This window comes from Ruminococcus sp. zg-924 (assembly GCF_024433635.1).
Lineage (GTDB): Bacteria > Bacillota > Clostridia > Oscillospirales > Acutalibacteraceae > UBA7067.
In genome coordinates, this window is record NZ_WNJZ01000034.1 from 1 (window position 1) to 1,635 (window position 1,635).

Annotated in this window: 1 protein-coding gene; it reads right to left on the reverse strand. The window is 47.3% G+C overall.

What is annotated here, in order from left to right:
* On the reverse strand, window positions 1–1,635 hold a 1,635-nt coding region (locus GMA13_RS10495), incomplete at both ends, for a hypothetical protein (RefSeq protein ID WP_255911238.1).

The window sequence follows — 1,635 nt, forward strand, 5'->3', positions numbered from 1 at the left end:
CATAAAGACCTGTCTCAGGGTTGTATGTCATCTTGTTAACTTCTGCGCCCGGTACCCAGTGCTCGCCGTTGCAAAGCTCCTGAACACCTGCAACATACCAGTCTGTGTCAACCGGAGTTGTCTCAGTTTCAGTCTCAGTCTCAGTCTCAGTCTCAGTCTCAGTTTCTGTTTCTGTTTCAGTTTCAGTCTCAGTTTCTGTCTCAGTCTCTGTCTCTGTTTCTGTCTCTGTCTCTGTCTCTGTTTCTGTCTCAGTTTCTGTTTCTGTCTCAGTCTCGATTGTTGCCTCTACGTCTGCGCCCCACTCGCCTGTTACTTCATCATACCAGATTGTAACTGTTGAGTTGTCCTCGTCAACATAAACAACAGGGTTGTTGCCCATGCCGTCAGGAATCCACTTTGCGCCGTCTACTGTGATCTTGTATTCATAGCCGTTGATTGCTTCTGCTGCAACGCCTGTGTATACCTTCTCATAACGAGCTGTTTCCTCGTTGTAAGTCATGATGTTGTTGTCATCTGTTGCATTCCAGCTTGATCCGCAAAGGTCTTCGTTACCTGCAACTCTGTAAATGTGGTTTGTAATTTCAAATGCTGAGTTACTCTCCCACTTAACTTCGCCTGTTGCAGCGTTGAATGTTACCTTAACGTCATCCTGTGCGCTGATTGCACCACTTACGTTACCGTCTGCAGGATATGATACACCGTCTGACCAGTCAGGAAGTGTAGCTGATGTTACCTTGAATTCAAATGAGAACGGAGCAGCCTCAGATGCGCCTTCGCCAACCTGTGAGAATGTGATCTCATAAAGACCTGTCTCAGGGTTGTATGTCATCTTGTTAACTTCTGCGCCCGGTACCCAGTGCTCGCCGTTGCAAAGCTCCTGAACACCTGCAACATACCAGTCTGTGTCAACCGGAGTTGTCTCAGTCTCAGTCTCAGTCTCAGTCTCAGTCTCTGTCTCTGTCTCAGTCTCAGTTTCTGTCTCTGTTTCTGTTTCAGTTTCTGTCTCTGTCTCGATTGTTGACTCTACGTCTGCGCCCCACTCGCCTGTTACTTCATCATACCAGATTGTAACTGTTGAGTTGTCTTCCTCAACATAAACAACAGGGTTGTTGCCCATGCCGTCAGGAATCCACTTTGCGCCGTCTACTGTGATCTTGTATTCATAGCCGTTGATTGCTTCTGCTGCAACGCCTGTGTATACCTTCTCATAACGAGCTGTTTCCTCGTTATAGGTCATGATGTTGTTGTCATCTGTTGCATTCCAGCTTGATCCGCAAAGGTCTCCGTTACCTGCAACTCTGTAAATGTGGTTTGTAATTTCAAATGCCGAGTTACTCTCCCACTTAACTTCGCCTGTTGCAGCGTTGAATGTTACCTTAACGTCATCCTGTGCGCAGATTGCACCACTTACGTTACCGTCTGCCGGATATGATACACCGTCTGACCAGTCAGGAAGTGTAGCTGATGTTACCTTAAATTCGAATGAGAACGGGTTAGTCTCAGATGCACCTTCGCCAACCTGTGAGAATGTGATCTCATAAAGACCTGTCTCAGGGTTGTATGTCATCTTGTTAACTTCTGCGCCCGGTACCCAGTGCTCGCCGTTGCAAAGCTCCTGAACACCTGCAACATACC